The sequence below is a fragment of the Amorphus sp. MBR-141 genome, assembly GCF_053628695.1.
The window spans coordinates 60,786-78,724 of sequence record NZ_JBRJGW010000004.1; the positions used below are offsets into that span (position 1 = coordinate 60,786).

At 63.0% G+C, this 17,939-nt stretch carries 17 protein-coding genes; 9 read left to right on the forward strand and 8 right to left on the reverse strand.

Annotated features, from left to right (window positions below; all coding sequences use genetic code 11):
• Positions 1 to 130: 130 nt before the first annotated feature.
• From ACSSVZ_RS06820 to ACSSVZ_RS06845, 6 genes are all read right to left on the reverse strand, one after another.
• Positions 131 to 430: a hypothetical protein gene (locus ACSSVZ_RS06820; protein WP_453969040.1), complete on the reverse strand. Its 300-nt coding sequence runs from the start codon at positions 428 to 430 to the stop codon at positions 131 to 133.
• A complete protein-coding gene (locus ACSSVZ_RS06825; protein WP_394036881.1) occupies positions 427 to 1,596 on the reverse strand; it encodes an FAD-dependent oxidoreductase in 1,170 nt (389 codons plus the stop codon). The genes ACSSVZ_RS06820 and ACSSVZ_RS06825 overlap by 4 nt, the downstream gene beginning before the upstream one ends.
• Entirely contained in the window at positions 1,597 to 2,256 is a 660-nt protein-coding gene (locus tag ACSSVZ_RS06830; protein ID WP_394036883.1) for a DUF3047 domain-containing protein, read from the reverse strand. It abuts the gene before it with no gap.
• Complete coding sequence (locus ACSSVZ_RS06835; protein ID WP_453969041.1) at positions 2,253 to 2,870, reverse strand: CDP-alcohol phosphatidyltransferase family protein; 618 nt, start codon at positions 2,868 to 2,870, stop codon at positions 2,253 to 2,255. The genes ACSSVZ_RS06830 and ACSSVZ_RS06835 overlap by 4 nt, the downstream gene beginning before the upstream one ends.
• 13 nt (positions 2,871 to 2,883) lie before the next feature.
• Positions 2,884 to 5,028, reverse strand: coding sequence for an FAD-dependent oxidoreductase (locus tag ACSSVZ_RS06840; protein WP_453969042.1), 2,145 nt, complete (start codon positions 5,026 to 5,028; stop codon positions 2,884 to 2,886).
• Between the two features lie 112 nt (positions 5,029 to 5,140).
• Positions 5,141 to 5,689 carry a peroxiredoxin-like family protein gene (locus tag ACSSVZ_RS06845; RefSeq protein ID WP_453969043.1) on the reverse strand — a complete coding sequence of 183 codons (549 nt, stop codon included), beginning with the start codon at positions 5,687 to 5,689 and terminating at the stop codon, positions 5,141 to 5,143.
• Between the two features lie 694 nt (positions 5,690 to 6,383).
• Between ACSSVZ_RS06845 and ACSSVZ_RS06850 the strand changes: the two genes are divergently transcribed.
• From ACSSVZ_RS06850 to mtnK, 7 genes are read left to right on the forward strand one after another with little or no spacing between them, the layout of a single operon-like run.
• A complete protein-coding gene (locus ACSSVZ_RS06850) occupies positions 6,384 to 7,481 on the forward strand; it encodes an SPASM domain-containing protein (protein ID WP_453969044.1) in 1,098 nt (365 codons plus the stop codon).
• Positions 7,468 to 8,682, forward strand: coding sequence for an ABC transporter substrate-binding protein (locus tag ACSSVZ_RS06855; protein ID WP_453969045.1), 1,215 nt, complete (start codon positions 7,468 to 7,470; stop codon positions 8,680 to 8,682). The genes ACSSVZ_RS06850 and ACSSVZ_RS06855 overlap by 14 nt, the downstream gene beginning before the upstream one ends.
• A gap of 8 nt (positions 8,683 to 8,690) precedes the next feature.
• Positions 8,691 to 10,373: an ABC transporter permease gene (locus ACSSVZ_RS06860; protein WP_453969046.1), complete on the forward strand. Its 1,683-nt coding sequence runs from the start codon at positions 8,691 to 8,693 to the stop codon at positions 10,371 to 10,373.
• Positions 10,370 to 11,050 carry an ATP-binding cassette domain-containing protein gene (locus tag ACSSVZ_RS06865; protein ID WP_453969048.1) on the forward strand — a complete coding sequence of 227 codons (681 nt, stop codon included), beginning with the start codon at positions 10,370 to 10,372 and terminating at the stop codon, positions 11,048 to 11,050. Before ACSSVZ_RS06860 ends, ACSSVZ_RS06865 begins: the two co-directional genes overlap by 4 nt.
• Positions 11,047 to 11,748 (forward strand): TIGR04283 family arsenosugar biosynthesis glycosyltransferase, encoded by a 702-nt coding sequence (locus ACSSVZ_RS06870; RefSeq protein ID WP_394036899.1) that lies wholly within the window; start codon positions 11,047 to 11,049, stop codon positions 11,746 to 11,748. Before ACSSVZ_RS06865 ends, ACSSVZ_RS06870 begins: the two co-directional genes overlap by 4 nt.
• Positions 11,738 to 12,367 carry a TIGR04282 family arsenosugar biosynthesis glycosyltransferase gene (locus ACSSVZ_RS06875; RefSeq protein WP_394036901.1) on the forward strand — a complete coding sequence of 210 codons (630 nt, stop codon included), beginning with the start codon at positions 11,738 to 11,740 and terminating at the stop codon, positions 12,365 to 12,367. Before ACSSVZ_RS06870 ends, ACSSVZ_RS06875 begins: the two co-directional genes overlap by 11 nt.
• Entirely contained in the window at positions 12,354 to 13,661 is a 1,308-nt protein-coding gene (mtnK, locus tag ACSSVZ_RS06880) for an S-methyl-5-thioribose kinase (RefSeq protein ID WP_453969050.1), read from the forward strand. The genes ACSSVZ_RS06875 and mtnK overlap by 14 nt, the downstream gene beginning before the upstream one ends.
• A 235-nt stretch (positions 13,662 to 13,896) precedes the next feature.
• Here the strand turns inward: mtnK and ACSSVZ_RS06885 are convergent.
• Together ACSSVZ_RS06885 and ACSSVZ_RS06890 are read right to left on the reverse strand one after the other, a co-directional pair.
• Positions 13,897 to 14,855 (reverse strand): IS630 family transposase gene (locus ACSSVZ_RS06885; RefSeq protein WP_453969051.1). Its coding sequence is split into 2 segments (ribosomal slippage): positions 13,897 to 14,516 and positions 14,516 to 14,855, totalling 960 coding nucleotides; the frame shifts between segments, so codons are not numbered across the junction.
• Between the two features lie 715 nt (positions 14,856 to 15,570).
• Positions 15,571 to 16,527 (reverse strand): LysR substrate-binding domain-containing protein, encoded by a 957-nt coding sequence (locus ACSSVZ_RS06890; RefSeq protein WP_453969052.1) that lies wholly within the window; start codon positions 16,525 to 16,527, stop codon positions 15,571 to 15,573.
• A 128-nt stretch (positions 16,528 to 16,655) separates the two neighbouring features.
• Here ACSSVZ_RS06890 and ACSSVZ_RS06895 point away from each other — a divergent pair, with 128 nt between their 5' ends.
• Both ACSSVZ_RS06895 and ACSSVZ_RS06900 read left to right on the forward strand, forming a co-directional pair.
• On the forward strand, positions 16,656 to 17,201 hold the full coding sequence (locus ACSSVZ_RS06895) for a carboxymuconolactone decarboxylase family protein (RefSeq protein ID WP_394036915.1): 546 nt from the start codon (positions 16,656 to 16,658) through the stop codon (positions 17,199 to 17,201).
• A gap of 105 nt (positions 17,202 to 17,306) precedes the next feature.
• Entirely contained in the window at positions 17,307 to 17,891 is a 585-nt protein-coding gene (locus ACSSVZ_RS06900; RefSeq protein WP_453969053.1) for a pyridoxamine 5'-phosphate oxidase family protein, read from the forward strand.
• Positions 17,892 to 17,939: the final 48 nt, after the last annotated feature.

Genomic DNA, 17,939 nt, shown 5'->3' on the forward strand with positions numbered 1-17,939 from the left:
TATTAAGATAAATATAACAAAAATAGCGCGTAATATAATTTTAATAACTTCTTTTAAAAGACATTATTGGTTAAATAATATCATGATCCATTTCAGCCATTAGATAATTGAATAATTATTACATAATATCTTAGTACAGCTGTGCCGGTGGGAGATGTCCAATCCATCTCGCCGACCATATAGCCCGCCACGCGTCCGCGCCCGTCGAGTCGAGCGCATTTCCTGTCACCTGATGGAAGTCCGCATGCCGCCCTTGCGCGGCGAGGAGCCTCGTGTACTGCACCTGCTTGTCACGCCAGAGGGCGGTCAGCGGCGCTGTCTTTTCCCCGAGCTCATCGGCGCATGCGCGTGCAGCCGAGGAGAAATCGAACAGAGTGCCATAGGTATCGAACACGCAGACCTTGATGTCCTTAAGCGGTGCGAGAGTCATTTGGGCTTCTCCTCGATTGAAATCACACGCGTTGCCCGGTCCCATAGGCTGACGCTGAACCTGCGGACGAAGCGCCTATCGATCCAATCTTTCCAAAGCCAGACCAGCCGCCCCTCCATCGACCAGCCGCCGCGCGAGGCGACGGCATAACGGCTGCCGGCGGAGATGAGGCTGAGCCAGCGTCTCGGGGGGGCGAACGGACGGAGGACGCGGCCAGTCGCGTATCGACGCAGATTTTCCGCCAGGACCGGGCCTTGTCGGACGGCGATCACTCCCGCCTTCGGTAGGGCGCCCGTGATGGAGCCGGCCGCATCGCCGGCACAGAAGATGCCCACATGGGAGGTCGATTGCAGATCCGCATCGACCGCCACGAATCCTGCGGCGTCGAGCGCAAGACCGGAATGCATGAGCCAGCGCGCCGGGCGGACGCCCGTCGCCTGCACCAACGCATAGCGGTGTCCGCCGGTCTCCTCATTGAACCGGCCGGCGGTGGTAATGCCATGCCGGCCCAACAGAACGGCGAGCCGCTGTCGCACCCTGGCGGGGAAACCTGGCAGAAGGCCCCCTTCGTCGATCAGCAGGACTCGGCTTTCGCACGCGTCGACCGAGGCAAGGTGCATCAGCCGGTGTTGGATGGAGAGGGCAAGCTCCACACCAGCCGCGCCCGCTCCCACGACGATGACCTGGATACCATCATCCGCCATCAGCTCATCGAGTAGACAAGGCCAGCCTTGCAGGAAGTCATCGATGGGCTTGGCATTCAGTGCGGGTCCGCAGGCGGCTGCCGACGTCCGCTGCGTCACTGCGCCGACATTGATAGAAATGCCATTGGCCGCAAGGGTGCGACCGTCGCGCAAGGTGACGCTCCGGCGTTTGGCGTCGAAACCGGTGATCTCCGCAACGTGGAGCGTGCACTTCGCCGCGCGGCACAACGGTGCGAGTTCGATACAGATATCTTGCGCGGAGTAATGTCCCGCCACGAAGCCGGGCAACATACCGGAATAGACCGCATGGGCACTTTTGCTGATCAGGCTCAGCCGCACGTCCGGCAGAGGATCGCGCGCGAAGCTCCGCAGCACTTCCAGATGGGCATGTCCCCCGCCCAGCAGGAGCAGGTGCCTGCCAGACGCGGCGTCCGTTACCGTCTCTGTTCCGGCGGGTGTCATTCAGTCCTCACTGAACCAGATGTCACCGTAGAGAGCCTCGGCGCGGCCACCGTGATTGTCCGTGTCAGTCATGAGGGCAACCGCATCGATGGCGGGAATGTCCTCCCCGAACGCCTGTCTCAGATCAGCCCGCAGATCACGCTTGTGATGCACCCATTGGCCCAGGTCCTTCGCGCCAGAATCGAGCGCGAGAAGCTGCACCTGCCCTGAATAGGGGCTCGGCCACAGGCTGCCGGTCGCCTGGCGGTTCGCCCAGACATAATTGAGCGACAGCGATCCCATGCCCATGATGCCGCGCTCAACGACCACGTAAAGGCGGGCGGCGAAATCGTCCCCGGCCTTGGTCCGCTCGTCGATGTCGGGAAAACTATTGCTCACCTTCCAGGACCAGTTGAGGAAGGGCGTGCGGTTCAGATCGACCTTGATCTTTCGGAAGCGCCCGGACGCCGAAGCGTCGGCGACTGCCCGCAGGGCGGGTGCCTTGATGTCCGGGTCGGTGATGACGGTATAGGCGGTTTCTCCCTTAAAGGACCGGCTTTCCCATCCGGCGACCGTCCCATTGGAAAAACGGCCGACCTCGACGCGGTCCTGCGCTGCCGCTCCTTGTGCCAGGGCGGCGAGCATGCCGGAAAGGCCCAGTAGCTTCAACGCCGGCTTCATTGCTGCACCTCTCCGAAAATCCGCCAGCCCCAGAGCCACCGCGTGGCGGTGGTGACGAGGGCTAGGGCGGCGAAAATCCAGGCGAGAACGGCAAAATAGTCCGGCCAGACGCACATGGCGGCGAAGATCAGAATGGTTTCCGCGCCTTCAGTGAGGCCGCCGAGATAGTAGATGCCCTTCTGCGGGAAGGCGCTCGCAGCGAGCCCGCGCTTGGCGGCAATCACCGCGAAGGCGAGGAAGCTGCTGCCGGTGCCGACGAAGGCCAGAAGCAGGGCCGCTGCGGCCAGCGCATTGCGGGTGGGATCGGCTAGCGCGAAGCTGAACGGCACCGCGGCATAGAAGAAGAAGTCGAGCGCGATGTCGAGAAAGGCGCCCCGGTCGGTGGGTACGCTCTGACGCGCCACGGCTCCGTCGAGCCCGTCGAACAGCCGGTTCAGGAGAATGAAGCCCAGGGCAGGAAGATAGAACCCACCGGCCACCAGGGCGCACCCCATAAGCCCAAGTGCAAAGCCGCTGAGACTGAGGCTATCGGCCTGGACGCCCCGGGCCGACAGCACACGCGCAGGATTTGCCAGTATCCGGCGCTGAAGGGGAAGAAGGCGATGGTCCAGCATCAGCGATCGTCTCCTAGGCGCCACGCTGCCAGCGTAGCCAGCGCTCGGAGAGCGACAGCGCCCACGCAGGCGCGTGGCTCCGCCTCCACTCTCCGGCGACCGCCTTGTTTGCCTCCATCCATCCCGGATAAGGGTGAATGGTGCGCAGGATCGCACCGAGCGCCAGGTGGTTCTTCATCGCGAAGGTGAATTCCGCGAGCATGTCGCCGGCGCGCGCACCGACGATGGTGGCGCCAAGGATGCGGTCCTTGCCTGGGGTGGTCAGAACCTTGATGAAGCCGGTATTCGCCTCGTCGGCAATGGCGCGGTCGAGCTCGGCAAGATCAAAGCGTGTAATCTCGCAGGCGATGCCGGCGCGGTGTGCTTCGTCCTCCGTCAGACCGACCCGGGCGATCTCCGGATCGGTGTAGATAACGATAGGGAAGACGCTCACATCGACTTTCCACGCCTTGACGTTGCCGAACAGGGCGTTGACAGCCGCGAACCAGGCATAGTGACCGGCGGCGTGGGTGAATTGCAGTTGGCCGATGACGTCGCCCGCCGCGAAGATGCTGGGCAGTCGCGTGCGCAGCCCCTTGTCCACCACGAGGCGCCCCTCGTGCAGGAGCCCGAGCTCTTCGAGGCCAAAGCCGCTCACGCGTGGCCGTCGCCCGGTCGCGACAAGAACCTGATCGAACGCCAGGATCCGGCCATCGTCCAGATGCACGACGCGCCCTCCCTCGCCCGTTGCGAAACGGACGATACCCACGCCGAGATGGAGTTCGACCCCGTCCTCGGCGAGGATCTGATGCATCGTCCGCCCGACCTCCTCGTCCTCGCGCACCAGCAGGCGTGGAGCCGCTTCGATCAGGATGACCCGGCTGCCCAACCGGGCGAAGCTCTGGGCGAGTTCGCAGCCGATGGCACCGCCACCGACCACGAGCAGAGTGGAAGGCTGCTGCTCCAGCGACCATAGCGTATCGGAGGTCAGCGGTGCCACGTTGTCGAGACCGGGAATGGGCGGAAGTGCGGGCTCGGCGCCGGTGGCGATGACGATCCGCCGCGTTGTCAGCGTGTGCGACCCGACCGTGACAGTCCAGGGACCCGTAACGCGCGCGGTGCCCCGAATGACCTCCACCCCGAGGCCGCGGTAACGCTCCTCGGAATCATGGGGCGCAACGCGGGCGATGACGCGCCGGATGCGCGCCATGAGCGCGGGAAAGTCCGGCTCCAGCGATCCCGTGAGGCCATAGTGCTCGGCGAGGCTGGCTTCCTTTATCAGCTTGGCCGAGCGGATCAGCGCCTTGGACGGTACGCAGCCCGTGTTGAGACAGTCTCCACCCATGTCGCCCTGCTCGATGAGGGCAACACGCGCCTTCGCCGCGGCCGCGATATAGGCTGTCACGAGGCCCGCCGAGCCGGCACCGATCACCACGAGATTGTAGTCGGCGGTCGGAGGGCGTGGCCAGCGGCGCAGCCGTGCCCGCATCTCCCACCAGTTCTGGACCCATTTCACGGCGAAGGGCAGCAACGCGAGCGCCGCGAAGGCAAGGATCAGCGGCCAGCTCAGCAGGTCGCGCGCGCTCTGCAGCGAGGCCAACTGGCTGCCGGCATTCACATAAAGGACCGTGGCCGGCAGCATGCCGATCTGACTCACCCAGGCGAAGGTGCACGCCGGCATCTGGGTCAGCCCCATCGCAGCGTTGACAGCGAAGAAGGGGACAACAGGCACAAGCCGAAGACCGAACAGATAGCGCGCGCCGTCGCGTTGGATGCCTTCATTGAGCTTGCCCATCAGTGACGCGAAGCGCGCCTCAACCATGCCGCGAAACAGGTAGCGGGCCGCGAGCATGGCCAGCGTCGCACCGGCAACGCTGGCGAAGGAGACAAGCACGGTGCCGGCGACAAGTCCGAACAGGCTTCCGCCCACCAGGGTCAGCGCTGTCGCTCCGGGGATCGAGAGCGCTGTGGTGGCGGTGTAAATGACGAAGAATGTGAGAGCCGCGAGCACGGGATTGGCGTCGAGCCACACCTGCCAGGCGGCTCGGTACTGGGACAGCACCTGCCAGTTTAGAAGTTGGGGGCCTCCGGCAAGAAAGAAGAGGATGAGCGCGGCGGCGATAACGGTGGCGATGGCGAGCCGCGGGAGCAGCCGCCGGGATATAGAGGCGGGCTTCATCTTTCCCTCCAGTGGGTGCGCTCAATCAGCGGCAGTGGGTGAGAACAACCGCGGCAGACTTTTACGTCCGCTGCGCAAGGGTTGGTCCGCGGATATCACCGTAACGAGGAGCTCAGAGGTCGATGACTTCTCCACGCGCCGGATAGTCGATCTTCAGCACGAACTCGATCGCACCCAGAATGTCCGCGAAATGCGGGCGCGCGAAGGGCATCGTCTGGATGCTGCCGAAGTAAAGCGTGCCATCGGCGCGCACGAGATAGAGCGCGGGCTCGGAAAACCGGGCGGGCTCTTCAATTCCCAGAGATGTCTTTCCCCGTCCTTCCGAGACGAACAAGCCCCATCCACGCGCCATTTCCAGGCCGAGCCCATAGCCGATCCGCAGCCGGGGCAGTTCCCAACTGGACTTGGCATCAACCGCGCGCTCTTCGGTATCGGACGAGAGTGCAACAACGCCGACACCGCGTGCCGCGAACTCATCGAGTTTGGCTTCAAGGTCTTTCAACTGCGTGCGGCAAATCGGGCAATGCAGGCCGCGGTAGAATACCACTAGCGTGAAATTTTCCGGCGATTCCGCACGAAGATCGAACGTCCCGCCACCCGCGAGCGGGATCGCTAAGGACGGAACCGACTGGCGGGGGAACAACGTGACGAGGTCGGTCATAGGGCACCTGGAAGAACGATAGCGGGGATCAGAACTGGGTGGTGAGCTGCTGCGTCAGCCAGGCGGGAGAGATATCGCCAGTGCTCATCGGCGGCTCGCAGAAGCGACCTTGGCCACACCGAGTGTCGCCGGGGCTGAAACTCTGGTCATTTTCGCGGCGTGCGCGCCGGAGTTCGGCTGGCGCTTACTTTGCCGCGCCGCATTTTGCGGAGCATGGGGTTGGCTTCCTGGTAGTGCCGTACTTGGCTGAGGCGCCACACTTCGCGGAACACGGCGCCAGTTTCTTCCCGGCACCGCATTTGGAAGAGGCCGGCGCACACGCTGCGGAAGCCGGGCCAATGAGCGCCGGCGTGGCAGCAACGAGACCTCCGGCGACCAGCATCATGGCCAGGGCGCTTGAACTTTTGATCGACGGCATCGGCTTATCCTCTTTTGGCTTGTTCCCACACCGTTGGTCCGACCAGGACGCACGGCGTTACAGGTGCGTTTAGGAAATAAGCACGGGTCGCTTGCCAATTTGGGCCTGGGGCCGGTTCTTCGAGATAAACAATCACGGCTTCGCGAGCGGTGTAACGGGTGTGGGTATCGCGCGACTAATCTACGTGACACTCATGAGGGCCGAATTTCGCTGGATCACCTGATCGCCGGTATGTTCCGGACGGGCAGCCATCCCCACGCCGCAAACGAGGTCTGAATGGAATCAATCTATTGGTCCATGTCTTGGGCGTGTCATCGCAAGTGCCGTCACTGCTATGAAAACAGGTTTCGCCCCTATGTCCGAGATGGTCTAAGGACAGTCATCGACGAGGCTATCGCCAATTTTCCTCGTATTGTCGCTAACCTGCCGGATCGAATGATCTATCGAGACGTGGGGGCCTCGGCAGGTTCTGATGACGCGCCGATGGAAAAAACTGGACGTATCGTCCTCTCCGGCGGCGAAGCGCTAATCGACGGCATTCGCGAGAATGTCACCTATCCACTCATTGATGCGCTCGTGTCGCGGTATCGGGACAAGGGTGGGGTGAAGATCGTTGTACAGACCACTGGCGATCTTCTCACCGGTCCGATCGTCGAGAACCTTGTCACCCGCGGCATCTACATGATCGCCGTCGCCGGCGTGGATGACTTCCATGTGGGCCTTGAAGGTGCGGAACGGCAATCGGCATTCATGGAACGGCTGGCGAAGATGTTCAGCGAAGCCGGGCTGAAGCCGTCCGGGCTGTCCTCCGAGACCCGCAAATGGCACGAGGAAGACGGTCCGCTCTTCAGCTTCTTCGGCGCAACGCCAGGCAGTTGGATCGGAAAGCTGTGGCCGAGGGGGCGCGCATGGATGAACGACCTGTCCACTGCCACGCTAGAAGACAATTTCTGCAACCGCTGGTCGGGCGGTCTTAACTTCCTGCGGCATAGCCATTCGGGCTCTGAAGTCTCAATCGAGCCGAGCGGCGATCTTTATCCTTGCTGCGTCAAGACCAAGGCGCCTCTTGGCAACCTGCTGGACGACAAGCTGATCGATATCCTCGATTCTCTGGCCCAAGAGCCGGCCCTAAAAGCCATCTCCATGGGTCATCCGGAGCAGATGGGCCTCGCCTATGGCTGGAGCGAGGAGACGTTCTTGAGCCGCAGTCGCACGAAGACGCCGAAAGGACACGAATACGCGAACTTCTGCATCGGATGCGATGCATTTCATGAGGAGATTCTCGGCCCGATCCTCGTTGCCGCGGGCGAGAGAAGGCGGCGGAACGGATCGTCGACTAGTTCGATCATTGGGGGAACGCATGCAGCGGCTTAAGAGCCTCGCCATTGGCCTCGTTCTGGTTTTCTCCACCCTCGGGTGGGCTGAGGCTACGGAGACTCGCAATTGGGACGAGATCACAGCCAAGGCGCGCGGTCAGACAGTTTATTTTAATGCCTGGGCCGGGGATGCGCAGACCAACGACTTCATTACTTGGATCGGCACCGAGGCGTTCAGACGCTATGGCGTCAAGGTCGAGCAGGTGAAGCTCAAGGACACGTCGGAGGCCGTCACGCGAGTGGTCGCGGAAAAGACCGCCGGCCGCGACAGCGGGGGCACGGTCGACCTGATTTGGATCAACGGGCCGAACTTCCTTGCGATGCGAAAGCAGGACTTGCTGTTCGGCCCGTTCGCAACCGACCTACCGAACTGGCGCTATGTCGATACCACAACCAAGCGTTCGAACCTGATCGATTTCACTGTGCCGGTAGACGGGTTTGAATCCCCCTGGCGCATGGCGCAGTTCGTGTTCATCTATGACAGTACTCGCACGCGCCTGGACAGCCTGCCAAAATCCATGGCGGCTTTGGAGCCGTGGGCGAAGGCCCATCCGGGTCGGTTGACGCATCCGAATGTGCGCAACTTTTTGGGCGCCACCTTCCTCAAGCAGGCGCTCTACGAATTAACTCCCGACCCCGGCGTATTGCAGCAACCGGCAACCGATGCGAACTTCCCAGAGGTCACGGCTCCGCTATGGGCCTGGTATGACCGCCTGAAGCCCCATTTGTGGCGCGGCGGGACAGACTTTCCGGCTTCCGGTCCTGTTCAGGAGCAATTGCTGGGAGACGACGAAATTGACCTCGCCCTATCATTCAACCCGGCCGCGGCTGCGGTGGCGAGCCGCAATGGGCGGCTGCCGGACAGCGCGCGCGTCTACGTCCTCGACAATGGCACGATCGGCAATACCAGCTTCGTCGCCATTCCCTATAACGCCGCCCACAAGGAAGGGGCCATGGTAGTCGCGAACCTTCTGCTCGACCCCGAAGTGCAAGCGCGCGCTCAGGACCCAAAAACGATGGGCAATTTCACAGTTCTCGACTTGGCCAAGCTCACCCACGATCAGCGCCAGTTGTTCGAGCGTCCATTAGATGCTGCGGGCCTACCGACCAATGCCGAACTCGGTGTGCCGCTGCTCGAACCGCACCCAAGCTGGATGACTCGCATCGTAGATGCGTGGGAAAAGCGCTACGTGAAGTGAGAGGGGCTGTGCTGCTGCGCCTTGCGCCTGCTGTTACGCTGCTCGCGCTGGCAGCGCCAATTGTGCTCGGCACAGCGTTCACGCTTCTGCCGGCCTTCGGATTTTTCCCTGCCATCGGTGGTGCATCGTTCGGGTTCCATGGCTGGAACAGCCTGTTCGCCACCCCTGGTTTCTCGACGGCGTTGCGGCTCACGCTGACGACCGGGCTTGCGGCAACAGTGCTGTCCTTCGCATGCGCTGTTGGCTTCTCCGCGACGGCAGCGCAATGGCCGATCTTCGCGGTCCTGCGCCGCAGTCTCGTGCCGCTGCTGGCCAGCCCACATAGCGCAATGGCGCTCGGCTTTGCATTCCTGGTAATGCCAAGCGGCTGGCTTGTGCGCCTCTTTTCTCCTTGGGCCACCGGGCTGGAACGGCCACCCGTGAACCTCATCACAGTGCAGGATCCTCTCGGGCTCGCTTTGGTGGGCGGACTCCTCCTTAAGGAGATACCTTATCTGGTCCTGATGATACTCGTCGCCTCCGCACAGATTCCGGTCGGGCGTACTCTCTCGGCGGCGCGCGCACTCGGCCAGCGGCCGGCAGTCGCCTGGCTTAAGGTGGTGTTTCCACAGATCTACCCGCAGATCCGCTTGCCAATTTTTGCTGTGTTGGCCTTTTCGCTGTCTGCGGTCGATGTCGGCCTGATCCTCGGCCCCGATAATCCGCCGTCGCTGGCCGTACTCGCGACACGCTGGTTCAGCGATTACGACCTCGCCAATTACTACCCGGCCGCTGCGGCCGCGACGCTGCAACTTCTTCTCGTGATCGCCTGCGTCTTCGGCTGGTGGGCAGCAGAGATACCAGTCTCGTACATGGCACGGCGCTGGATCGAACGCGGCGGCACCGATCGTCTGTCCGGGATTCTGGCCGGTAGCGCTGCCGCGGGCTCGGTTCTGGCGGGAGTGCTGGGGCTTTTATCGATTTTCGATATGGCGATATGGGCGTTTGCACGGGTTTGGCGATTTCCCGACGCCCTGCCCACCGGATGGCAGATCTCCACCCTGGTGCGACAGGGCGATCACATGCTTGCCACGGCGGGCACGACCACTGCCATCGGCGCGCTCTCCGTCCTCGTCGCCTTGATCCTTACGCTCGCCTGCCTCGAGAACGAACAGCGCCGGGCTCTGCGACCGGGTGCAACGGCGCTGTGGCTGCTCTATGTGCCGCTCGTCATGCCGCAGATCGCGTTTCTGTTTGGTGTCCAGGTGTTGTTGGTGCGCATCGGGCTGGACGGTACGCTCTTGGCCGTAGTGTGGGTCCATCTGATCTTCGTTCTGCCCTATGTCTTCCTGAGCCTAGCCGATCCGTTCCGCACGCTTGACCCGCGCTATGCGGCGAGCGCCGCCGCGCTCTGCGCGAACCCGCGACGTGTCTTCCTGGCCGTGAAGCTGCCGCTCCTGTTACGGCCAATACTCATGGCGGCGGCCGTCGGTTTCGCGGTGAGCGTGGGGCAATATCTTCCGACTCTGTTCGCCGGAGCCGGCCGGGTCGTCACCTTGACTACGGAGGCGGTGACGCTCGCCGGCAGCGCAGACCGGCGCGTTATCGGCTTTCTCTCGCTCGTGCAGTCCATGCTGCCGCTACTGGCCTACGGGATCGCACTTGCCGTTCCGTCTCTCCTGTTCCGCCATCGACGGGAGCTTCTGCGATGACGCCGCCGATCGAGCCGGATGCTCTTTGCCTCAGCGGTGTGACCATTTCCCTGCGCGGACAATCCGAGCCGCTGATCCGGGATCTCAGCCTGTCAGTGGCGCCGGGGCGTATCGCGACGATCATGGGCCCGAGCGGCTCCGGCAAGTCGACGCTGCTCGCTTATGTCGGGGGCTTCATGGACCGCGCCGCTTTCCAGGGGCAGGGACGGGTGACCATAGGCACGGAGGTCATAAATCAGAAGCCAGCGGAGCAGCGGCGTCTGGGCGTGCTGTTCCAGGATGCCGTCCTGTTTCCCCATCTCTCGGTCGGCGGCAACCTCATGTTCGCACTGCCCCGTGTAGCCCTGAAATGCAGGGCCGCGCGCCGGGCTGCGGTTGACGACGCCTTGGCATCCGCGGGGCTAGCCGGTTTCGCCGACCGCGATCCGGCGACTCTCTCCGGCGGGCAGAAGGCGCGGGTCGCCTTATTGCGCACGCTGATGGCGGGACCGCGTGCGCTGCTGCTGGACGAGCCGTTTGGCAAACTTGACGCTGGGCTTCGGGCGGAGTTCCGCGGCTTTGTCTTCGCCCATGCGGTGGAGCGGCGCCTGCCGACCCTTCTGGTAACCCATGATCCCGCCGATGCTGTCGGCGGCGTCCTCATCCGGCTGGATGCCGGCAAGGAAAAGGGCGTATGAGCGCCGACGCCCTTGCCGGGCTGTCGATCATCATTCCCGCGCTGAATGAGGCGGCCGGGATCGGCGAGACCCTCAACCGGCTCGCCCTCTGTCGTGCGCAGGGCGCGGAGGTCATCGTGGTAGACGGCGGAAGCACGGATGCCACCATGGAGAGGGTGAGAGCACAGGCCGTGCGGGTGATCGAGGTGCCGCCCGGACGCGCCGTGCAAATGAATGCGGGCGCCCGCGCCTCACGCGGGGCGCTGCTGTTGTTCCTGCATGCGGACACCGCCCTGCCTGAGGAGGCGGACACATTGCTCGCCGCGATCCTGCGCGACGACACCAAGCTCTGGGGCCGGTTCGACGTGCGCATCACCGGCCGTCATTGGATGCTCAGGATCGTCGCGACCATGATGAACCTGCGGTCTCGCATCACGGGAATTGCCACGGGAGACCAAGCGATTTTCGTGCGGAGGGAAGTTTTCGAGGCAGCTGGTGGCTATCCCACCATCCCGCTGATGGAGGACATCGCGCTGACGCATCGTCTGAACCGCTTCGCCAAGCCGGTCTGTCTTTCCGCGCGGGTTATGACTTCGGGGCGGCGCTGGGAGACCCATGGCGTGATGCGGACCATATTTCTCATGTGGAAGCTGCGCCTCGCTTATTGGGCGGGTGCGGACCCACGGCAGCTCGCACGGCGATATCGCAATGGATCCTGACCAACATCCCTCCGCCACCGTGGTCATTTTTGCGAAGGCACCGGTCGCGGGCTTTGCAAAGACCAGGCTGATCCCGCGCCTTGGCCCCGAGGGGGCCGCGCGCCTGCAGGCCGACCTGATCTCCAGAACGATCCGCACCGCAGTGGATGCGGGAATCGGGCCTGTTCATCTCTGGTGCGCGCCCGACTGCACGCATCCGGCTTTCGCCGACCTCGCGTGCCAGTATCCGATCATGCTTCGCGAGCAGAGAAGCGGGACGCTGGGCGATCGCATGCATGGAGCCTTCCTCGCTGAAGCGGGGGAAGGTCCGGTCCTCTTGATCGGGGTGGATTGCCCACCCCTGGGAGTGGAGCATCTGCGAGTTTGTGCCCGCGAACTCGCGAGGAAGGACGCCGTATACCTGCCCGCCGAAGACGGTGGCTATGTCCTCGTGGGACTACGCCGTCCGGATCCGCACGTGTTCGCTGACGTTCCCTGGGGTGGCGCAGCGGTGATGGAGATCACACGCCAGCGGCTCAGGCAGCGGAATCTGTCCTGGACGGAACCTGCAACCCTCTGGGATCTGGACCGGCCCGAGGATTTTGAGCGCTGGGAGGCGTTTCGCAATGGGATCATCTGAGGCCGCAAAGCCCTGCGCCAGCGAGTGTCAGGCGGACGAAGCCGGCGCTTACAGCATCCAGACATCGCAAAGCCTTCCCTCGCTTTTGGAATCGATACCGCTGATTGCTGCGCGTCTCGGTGGGGCGGCGCAAGACTGGCAGGTCCGCGAGATCAGCGACGGCAACATGAACCTCGTATTTGCTGCAACGGGGCCGTTGGGCTCTGTCGTGGTGAAGCAGGCTCTGCCCTTCATACGGGTGATCGGCGCAAGCTGGCCGTTCCCGCTCGCCCGCATCCGTTTCGAGCACGAGGCGCTATTGATCCATGAGCGGCTTGTTTCAGGGCGCGTCCCACGTGTGCTGCATTTCGATGCCGCGCGTGCACTGCTAGTCATGGAGCATCTCGATTCACATGTGGTGCTGCGGAAGGGCCTTATCGCAGGTCGCGTTTATACGCATGTGGCCAGGCACCTTGGGGCCTTTCTCGCCCGCTCGCTGTTCTTCACGTCCGACTTCTTCCTGAGCACGCCGGCCAAACGAGAGATGATGGCGCGGTTCGATGGCAACGAAGTGCTTTGTGTCACCACCGAGGACGTGATCTTCACGAGCCCCTATGCCGAAGCGCCGCTGAACCGCTGGACCTCGCCGGAGCTGGACGCAACCGTCGCATCCATCCGCGCGGACCATGAGTTGAAGCTTGCTGCAACCGAGCTGAAGCTTCTCCTGCGATCTTCGACGGAGGCGCTGCTTCATGGAGATCTACACACGGGTTCGGTCATGGTCAGCGATACCGACACGCGGATCATCGATCCGGAGTGGGCACGTTTTGGCCCGATGGGCTTCGATGTTGGCGCGCTGATGGGAAACCTGCTCTTGGCCCATTTCAGCCAGCCTGGGCACGCCACAGCCGGCGACGACCGGCGGGCCTATCAGGAATGGCTGATTGCGACTTTGAAGGAGATCTGGACAGCATTCGAAGAGGAAATGCGCCGTCTCGCACAAGAGCATGATAGTGAACTCATCCCCTCTGCGCTGTTCTCCCAACCCTCCATGGCGGAACCGCTTATCACCTCCCGCCTGCGCAGCATATTGTCGGACGCCATCGGCTTTGCAGGCGCCAAAATGATCCGGCGGATTATTGGTATTTCGCATGTGGACGACTTCGAGGCGATCAAAGATCCTCGTACTCGCGCGTGCTGCGAGGCGAAAGCGCTTGCACTGGGGCGTGTGATGATGACCAAGCGCATGACCTTCGGTAATATTTATGCGCTCGCAGAAACTACCCGATCAATGTCGGCTCGTGAAATGATATGATGATCGATCTTGACCGTCCCGACGAGGGCGACAAAGGTAGCCGTCGACGCTGCATTTTAACAGCTACTTTTCTTTAGCGATTGTTCAAAACACGTTATAAATCATCGAAGCGGAGTTCAGAGATTGTCGTCTGAAAAGAAATTTTATATCGGCGCGATCCTAGGTAAAGCGATGCAAGCGTCTTGTGCGCGCGGCTTCGAAGCAACGTCCATGCAGGACCTAGAGCATTTTCCGCTCATATTGGCTCATATCCTGCGGCGAGGAAAAAGTTCTGGCATTCCTTTTGCGTGAAGCAGTCGATGAGGCGGCCGATGGCGTCCCACAGGCCGGCGACGGAGCGCTCGGCGGCTTTGCGCAGGAGCGCCTTGAGCTTTGAGAATGCCTTCTCGATGGGATTGAAGTCGGGGCTGTAGGGCGGAAGATAAAGCAGGCTGGCGCCGGCAGCCTCGATGGCGGCGCGGACCCGAGGCCCCTTGTGGGAGCCGAGATTGTCCATCACCACCATGTCGCCGGGCGAAAGCTCGGGAATGAGAACCTGTTCCACATAGGCCTGGAACGCCACGGCGTTGATCGGGCCGTCGAGCACCATGGGTGCGAGGATGCCGGTGGACCTCAGGCCGGCGACGAAGGTGGTGGTCTTCCAGTGGCCGTGCGGCACGCCGACCCGCAGGCGTTTCCCGCGCCGGCAACGGCCGTGGCGGCGCGCCATATTGGTGGAAGCCCAGGTCTCGTCGATGAAGACGAGCCGCTCCGGGTCCAGGTCCAGCTGGCCGTCGAACCAGGCGTCGAACCAGGCGCGGCGCTGCTTCAGGATATCGGGGCGGTCCTGCTCGGCCGCGTGCGCGGTCTTTTTTTCCAGGTGATGGCGTGACGATCGAAGAAGCGCCACAGCGTGCCGATGGCAAAACGGTGCCCGTAGGAGGCCAGCTGCTGCTGAAGCTCCATCAGGGTGATGTCGCTTGTCTCCTCCACCAGCTTCAGGATCAGGTCGGCCTGGGCCTCGATCCGGGCGGAGAGGGTGTCACCGCCGCGCGGCTTGGCCGCAACGCTTCCGGTGTCCCGCACCCTGGCGCACCAGCGCACGGCACTGGCGATGCTCACCCCAAAGCGCTCGCCCGCCTGCCGCCGCGACATCCCGCCCTCGACGGCGGCAACCACCCGCTCCCGCAGGTCCAAAGAGAGCGTCCTGGCCATGCATGTCGGCCTCCGTCTCCGACACGAGGCTTGAATCAGAACGCCGCCGATTTGGGAATCCCATCCGAGTCAAGACGTAAGGAAAACGCTCTAGCCGATTGCACGGGCATCGATCGCCGCAGTCTTTATACCACATACGGAGACAAGCGCAGGCTATTTTTCGCGGCGCTGCGCATGCGGGCGAGTGCGGATACAGGAAACGCACGGCGGGAAACAGTCATGAATATTCCTTCATGCGCAAAAACGCAAGTTAGATGGCTAATTCCTTGGTAAATTATCTCCACATCCATGATGAATCTGCGGTCGGTTGGTGAGGTAACCGTGATATGGAGGATTTAGGTACCGGTGGCTCCCGAAAATGCGCCAATGCCGCTGGTCGTTTCCCAGAAGCATTGTCGAGCAACTGAGGTTTTCCGTTCGGCCCCAGGACGAACACAGCGCGCACCTGCCATTTGATATACGCGATGTTGCCGTTGGGCGTCGTCATGACGAGGTAGCCGCGCGGGTAGCCGCCGACGCCGGGAACAATGTCGTGCATTCCAAATTCGACGACTTTTGTTCCGTTCAGAAGGCCTGTGCCCTTCGCCTCTCTGACACGACGAGAGCCGAGGAGCGGAACGATATGATGATGGATACGGCCCAGATCGGAGACAATCGTCCCGTTTCTTGGGGCGTCCGCCCTTCGGGCTCGGACCGGATACTGGAGTGTAGGCTTTCAGCTGTCAGGACGCTCGCCCGAAGCGTCCTGTCGTGGATCATCCGCGCTTCTCCACATCAAGTGATCGAGGGCGGTCTTCAGCCGGGGAGCCGCAAAATCGACGAAGGCGCGAATCTTGGGCGCGACGAACCGGGCGTGCGGGTAGACCAGGTGCACCGGCTCGGCCGGCGGCTTGAATGCGTCGAGGACGGGCACCAACGTTCCGGCGCGGATCTGGTCGCTGACCATGTAGGACAGGGCAATGGCGATGCCGTGCCCCTTCTCGGCGATCTGGATGGCGGCCACCGCGTCGTTGATTTCGAAGGCCGGGTTGAGGTTCAGGCTGCCCTGCTTCTGCCCGTTCAGGAAGCGCCATTCGCGGTTCGGCATGAGGCCTGTGAAAGCGATGATGGAATGGAGCCGCAGGTTGGTGGGTGCGACCGGCGCCCCGCGCCTGGCGAGGTAATCCGGGCTTGCGACCAGGACCCGATGGACCGCGCCGATCCTTTTGGCCATCAGGCTCGAATCCGGCAGGTGGCCGATGCGCACGGCGATATCGATGCCTTCCTCGACGAGGTTCACGACCCGATCGAGCAGCAGAACGGATGCCGACACGCGCGGGTGCTGAGCGAGAAAGCTGCAGACCACCGGTGGAAGCGCGGATCGCCCGAACGTCACCGAAGCCGTGATGGTGAGGTGGCCTTGCGGCATGGCCGTTTCGCCGACTGCTTCCTTCTCGGCCGCGTCGAGATCGGTGAGGACGCGCCGTGCGCTTTCCAGGAAGCTTCGGCCGACATCGGTGATGGTCACGCTGCGAGTCGTCCGATTGAAGACGCGCGCGCCGAGGCGGTCCTCAAGCGCAGAAATGGCGCGCGTCACCGCCGGCGGCGACAGGCGCAGCCGTACGCCGGCCTTGGCGAAGCTGCCGGCGTCCGCCACCGCGATGAACACCTCGATTTCATGCAGCCGGTCCACACGTTATTCCTCCATGCGAAATAAATGGTTCCACATCTCGGGCATTCTTTCAAACGCCACGATGAGCCAAATTGCATGGGAGCGGCGCCGAGGAGCACCGCACCATCAGATACGGAAAGACCAATCCCATGGCTCGTGTTGCCGTCATCGACCCCCAGACCGCCACTGGCGAGGCCAAGCAGCTGCTTGACGCCGTCCAGTCCGGCCTCGGCATGGTGCCGAACTTCATCCGTGTGCTGGCGAATTCTCCGGCCGCGCTCAGCGCCTTCCTGGGCCTCTACGGGATCGCCGGCGCCGGCGTGCTCGACCCGCAGACGCGCGAGCGCATCGCGCTGACGGTCGCCGAGCAGAATGCCTGCCAGTATTGCGTCTCAGCGCACACGGTGATCGGCCGCAAGGCCGGTCTCGACAATCAGGAGATGCTCGCCAACCGCGCGGGCCGGTCCTCGGACGCCAAGGCGGAAGCCGCCCTGGGCTTTGCCCGCGCGCTGGTCGCGCATACGGGCCAGGTGAGCAAGGCCGAGTTCGACGCGGTCCGCGCGGCGGGTCACTCCGATGCCGAGGTGATCGAGATCATCACGCATGTGGCCATGAACATCTTCACCAACCTGCTGGGCAAGGCCACCCAGGTGGACATCGATTTCCCGACGATCGAGCTGAACACGGCCGCTTGACCCGGCGACGGCGACATGGCGCGGTTTCGGCCGCGCCATCCGTCTCTGGGGCGGATGGAGGAGGGTATCATGCCACACCACTTCGCGGAGATCGCCTTCACGCCCATGGTGAAGAAGGTGCAGGAGGACCTGGGCAGCCGTGCGTCCTATGCTCGGATGGAGCACCTGCCACATGCGGTGAATTATCGGCTCACGGATACCGAGGCCGGGTTCATCGCGGCCCGGAACTCGCTTTACATGGCCACCGTCAGCGAGACGGGCTGGCCCTATATCCAGCATCGCGGCGGACCGACAGGGTTCGTGCGTGTGCTCGACGCGAGCACGATCGGCTTCGCCGATTTCCGCGGCAACCGCCAGTATGTCAGCGTCGGGAACCTGATGACGGACGACCGCGTGTCACTGTTCTTCATGGATTACCCGAACAAGACCCGCCTCAAGCTGTTCGGCCGCGCCAAGATCGTCGGGTCCGACGATGAGGCGGTGCTGTCGCACCTTGAAATGCCGGACTACCGGGCGCGGATCGAGCGGGGCTTCGTCATCACGGTCGAGGGCTTCGACTGGAACTGCCCCCAGCACATTACCGAGCGCTTGACGCTCGATGAGGTGCGCGCGGTGACGGCGCCGCTGACGGCCCGGATCGCCGAGCTGGAGGCCGAGCTGGCGCGGCAGGCGGCGCAGCGGGCAAGATGAGGTGCGTCACGCCAAACCAACCGCTGACGCTGGATCGCTTCCCCTTGC

What these genes read in the sequence shown, in the direction of transcription:
- mtnK (WP_453969050.1), top strand. Translation starts at nt 12,354, where the DNA reads ATGGGATCATCTGAGGCCGCAAAGCCCTGCGCCAGCGAGTGTCAGGCG.
- ACSSVZ_RS06830 (WP_394036883.1), bottom strand. Translation starts at nt 2,256, where the DNA reads ATGAAGCCGGCGTTGAAGCTACTGGGCCTTTCCGGCATGCTCGCCGCC.
- ACSSVZ_RS06875 (WP_394036901.1), top strand. Translation starts at nt 11,738, where the DNA reads ATGGATCCTGACCAACATCCCTCCGCCACCGTGGTCATTTTTGCGAAG.
- ACSSVZ_RS06835 (WP_453969041.1), bottom strand. Translation starts at nt 2,870, where the DNA reads ATGCTGGACCATCGCCTTCTTCCCCTTCAGCGCCGGATACTGGCAAAT.
- ACSSVZ_RS06895 (WP_394036915.1), top strand. Translation starts at nt 16,656, where the DNA reads ATGGCTCGTGTTGCCGTCATCGACCCCCAGACCGCCACTGGCGAGGCC.
- ACSSVZ_RS06825 (WP_394036881.1), bottom strand. Translation starts at nt 1,596, where the DNA reads ATGACACCCGCCGGAACAGAGACGGTAACGGACGCCGCGTCTGGCAGG.
- ACSSVZ_RS06840 (WP_453969042.1), bottom strand. Translation starts at nt 5,028, where the DNA reads ATGAAGCCCGCCTCTATATCCCGGCGGCTGCTCCCGCGGCTCGCCATC.
- ACSSVZ_RS06845 (WP_453969043.1), bottom strand. Translation starts at nt 5,689, where the DNA reads ATGACCGACCTCGTCACGTTGTTCCCCCGCCAGTCGGTTCCGTCCTTA.
- ACSSVZ_RS06855 (WP_453969045.1), top strand. Translation starts at nt 7,468, where the DNA reads ATGCAGCGGCTTAAGAGCCTCGCCATTGGCCTCGTTCTGGTTTTCTCC.
- ACSSVZ_RS06820 (WP_453969040.1), bottom strand. Translation starts at nt 430, where the DNA reads ATGACTCTCGCACCGCTTAAGGACATCAAGGTCTGCGTGTTCGATACC.
- ACSSVZ_RS06865 (WP_453969048.1), top strand. Translation starts at nt 10,370, where the DNA reads ATGACGCCGCCGATCGAGCCGGATGCTCTTTGCCTCAGCGGTGTGACC.
- ACSSVZ_RS06900 (WP_453969053.1), top strand. Translation starts at nt 17,307, where the DNA reads ATGGTGAAGAAGGTGCAGGAGGACCTGGGCAGCCGTGCGTCCTATGCT.
- ACSSVZ_RS06870 (WP_394036899.1), top strand. Translation starts at nt 11,047, where the DNA reads ATGAGCGCCGACGCCCTTGCCGGGCTGTCGATCATCATTCCCGCGCTG.
- ACSSVZ_RS06850 (WP_453969044.1), top strand. Translation starts at nt 6,384, where the DNA reads ATGGAATCAATCTATTGGTCCATGTCTTGGGCGTGTCATCGCAAGTGC.